This is a genomic window from Christiangramia qingdaonensis (assembly GCF_048381525.1).
Taxonomy (GTDB): Bacteria; Bacteroidota; Bacteroidia; order Flavobacteriales; family Flavobacteriaceae; genus Christiangramia.
The window spans coordinates 492083-494921 of sequence record NZ_JBLWIM010000015.1; the positions used below are offsets into that span (position 1 = coordinate 492083).

At 40.5% G+C, this 2839-nt stretch carries 3 protein-coding genes; all 3 read right to left on the reverse strand.

Annotation, left to right across the window (positions count from 1 at the left end; translation table 11 throughout):
* Positions 1-228, reverse strand: a 228-nt coding sequence (locus tag ACNI3T_RS13640) for a hypothetical protein (protein WP_418228269.1), incomplete at its 3' end; no start/stop codon positions are given.
* Between the two features lie 77 nt (positions 229-305).
* On the reverse strand, positions 306-1349 hold the full coding sequence (locus ACNI3T_RS13645; RefSeq protein WP_418228270.1) for a cytochrome d ubiquinol oxidase subunit II: 1044 nt from the start codon (positions 1347-1349) through the stop codon (positions 306-308).
* A 2-nt stretch (positions 1350-1351) separates the two neighbouring features.
* Positions 1352-2653, reverse strand: a complete 1302-nt coding sequence (locus tag ACNI3T_RS13650; protein ID WP_418228271.1) for a cytochrome ubiquinol oxidase subunit I — start codon at positions 2651-2653, stop codon at positions 1352-1354.
* Positions 2654-2839 lie beyond the last annotated feature (186 nt).

The window sequence follows — 2839 nt, forward strand, 5'->3', positions numbered from 1 at the left end:
AGAAAATTCTACATCGCTTCCATTTCTGGTCAGGCTTGTAGTTTCAGTAAAATATAGCTCCAAAGTCTTGTCATCATCTGTAGTAACGTAGATCTCTGTCTTATCAGCTTCTACTTCTTTTACTGTTCCCTGGTAAGTTCCAGATTCCACAGCATCTGTACTTTCACCACAAGCAACGAACAATAAGATCGCACTCATAAACATACCTTTCAAAATTGTTGATTTCATAGTCTTAAATTTAAATTAGATTGTAGAGGCTGAAATTAATGAAATTCTATTAGCCCATAAATAGAGTTCCCGATTATTTAATCTTCAGCAGTATGTTTTCCTGATCTGGACGGAATCCTGATCATATTGAAAGATTTCATCAAATGAAATAATCCCGGCAATATGATCCCTCCTCCAATGATCAATGAAATTCCCAGCACGTGCATTACAGATTCCGGAGCAGTGTTTTCGAGCATATTCACTTCCGAAGTACTGGTAATAATAAGGCGCGGAAAATGAGTATACACAGCAGCAAATATCACCAGTAAGATCTGTAAACCTGCGTAAATCCTGGTCTGTACACGTTTTTGTTTCCCAATAGCAAACCATAGAGGAATAAGTATTAATGCTGAGAGTACGATCGCTATTAGAGATATACTATTCTGAAGAAATTCTTTAATAAAAACCATATCATACCAGTACCCATAGAAAAGCACTGCACCACCCACCAATACTAGCACAACGGTAAAAATTGCCGATTTCCGACTATACATTTTCCTGATATCTCCTTCAGTTTCTCCAATTAATAATGTTGAAGCCAGGAATGTACAAAGTGCAGCATAGAATAATCCTGTTAGAACCGTAAAAGTATTCAGCCACGGATACATAAAAATTTCAGCGAACGTAGTATTAGAGTAATTATCTGTAACTACAATCTTACCGCTTAACAATGCACCAAATGACATTCCGAGGAAAATTGGAGTAATAAGGCTTGATATCCTGAACATGCGATTATACCATACCTGTGTTCCATCGATCACCGCATCATAATGCCTGAAAATAAATGCAACTCCCCGCATGGTAATTCCTAATAACACCAGTGTAAGTGGAATATGAAGATAGATGATGATGATATTGAAATAAGCCGGAAAAGCGATCCATAGAATAACAATCAGGATAATAAGCCAGATATGATTGGCTTCCCAGACCGGTCCCATGACTTTATAGACCGTAAGTTTATTCAATTCCCTGTTCTCCCGGGATGAAAAAAGCTCTACGATGCCAGCCCCAAAGTCGGCACCACCCAAAAGAACATATAGAAATAGAGAGAAAAACGTAAAAAATAGCACTACGTATAACATACCTACCCGATTGAGTTATTAAGAACCTTGATCTGCCTGTGCATTAGCCAGGTTACCATCGCTGCAAGGATGGCGTAAACAGTAACGTACAGGTAAAAGCTGAATTCTAAACCAGGCATTGGGGTTACAGCTTCAGAAGTTCGCATGATATTGTACACGATCCAGGGTTGTCTTCCTACCTCGGTTACTACCCAACCTGCTTCCACGGCTACAAATCCTAAAGGAGTTAGTATCGCGAACAGCCACCAGTATTTCTTATTATCCAGCCAGCTTATCTTCTTTAAACTGATAAAATAGATCAAAGCCGCCAGCATTAGTAAACTACCAATTCCCACCATGGTCTGGAAAGCGTAATGTACAACAGGAACCGGTGGGAGATCTTCTTCAGGAAAATCATTCAGTCCTTTTACCTCAGCATCAAAATCTCCAAAGGCCAGGAAGGATAATGCTTTTGGTATTTCCAACTTATTACTCACAGTTTTATTTTCAGCATCCACAATTCCGCCGATATAAAGCGGAGCTCCTTTTTGTGTTTCATAGTGCGCTTCCATCGCCGCCAGTTTTACCGGCTGTCTTTGTGCGACATCCTTGGCAGATAGATCACCGCTAATAGGTTGTAAAAGCGCTGCGACCGCACCAAATACAATGGCAATCTTAAAAGCAGCCTTGTGCAGATCTGGGCGTTTGTTACGTAATATTTGTATGGCGTGAAGACCGGCAACGGCAAAGCCAGTAGCAGCGAAAGCAGCCAGGGTCATATGCAGAGCCTGGGTGAACCATGCGTCATTAAGAAAAGCCTTGACCGGATCTATATTCACATAAGCGCCATTTACCACGTCAAATCCTGTTGGGGAATTCATCCAGGCATTGGCAGATACTACGAGAATCCCTGAAATCACTCCTGAAATTCCAACTATAATACCGGTGATCCAGTGAAAAGTTTCCGGAAGTTTTTTCCATCCATACAGGTAGAAGCCAAGTGCGATCGCTTCCACAAAGAAAGCAGCACCTTCCAGGGAAAACGGCATTCCTATTACAGGACCCGCATGTTTCATGAATTCTGGCCAGAGCATTCCCAGCTCAAAGGACAGTGCGGTTCCCGAAACTGCACCGGTAACAAAAAAAATGGCAACTCCGCGTTGCCAGGCTTTAGTAAGTTTTAAATAAATAGATTTGCGGGTATTAAGCCACTTTTTATGAGAAACGACCATAAAAAAGGGCATTACCATACCAATACAAGCAAAAATAATATGAAATCCGAGGGTAAAAGCCATTTGGAGTCTGGCGTAATCGAGGTTTTCCATGACGGAATGATTTGGATGATATTCCGACCTCAAAAAGTAGGTTGGAACACCTGTTCTTTCGGTTTGTAAATTTAATGATTTTAATAGGCCTGATCCCTTCAGAAACACTTTAATTTCTGAATTTAACGCATGTTGCATGAAGTCTTAAGAAGGATCAAAAACTTAATAATTTTCCGAAGTAAAACT

What these genes read in the sequence shown, in the direction of transcription:
- ACNI3T_RS13645 (WP_418228270.1), bottom strand. Translation starts at nt 1,349, where the DNA reads ATGTTATACGTAGTGCTATTTTTTACGTTTTTCTCTCTATTTCTATAT.
- ACNI3T_RS13650 (WP_418228271.1), bottom strand. Translation starts at nt 2,653, where the DNA reads ATGGAAAACCTCGATTACGCCAGACTCCAAATGGCTTTTACCCTCGGA.